1 protein-coding gene is annotated in these 232 nt (G+C 59.9%); it reads right to left on the bottom strand.

Annotated features, from left to right (window positions below; translation table 11 throughout):
- The coding region (locus FQ668_RS28760) for a hypothetical protein (protein ID WP_178097292.1) at positions 1–232 on the bottom strand (232 nt) is incomplete at both ends.

Here is a 232-nt window from a genome sequence, read left to right as displayed (position 1 = left end):
CACATGGATGTTGCCGATGAAGGAGTGCAGCTTGTTCGTGCGCGCCGTCGGACCTTCGTCATAGAACAGGTTGCAGCGCCCGGCATTATGGAAGCCGGCGATGGTGTTGTGGTGCATCACGATATGCGCGCTGTTGCCGGAGGTGCTATCGTTTGAGATGCCGACAAAATGGCCGGTCGTGACGCTCGTCCACTCGAGGACGTTCTGGAGGACCGCGCAGCCGGTCACATCC

The organism is Pseudomonas sp. Kh14, assembly GCF_900291005.1.
Lineage (GTDB): Bacteria > Pseudomonadota > Gammaproteobacteria > Pseudomonadales > Pseudomonadaceae > Aquipseudomonas > Aquipseudomonas alloputida.
This window is presented reverse-complemented; position numbering and strand designations above follow the sequence as displayed.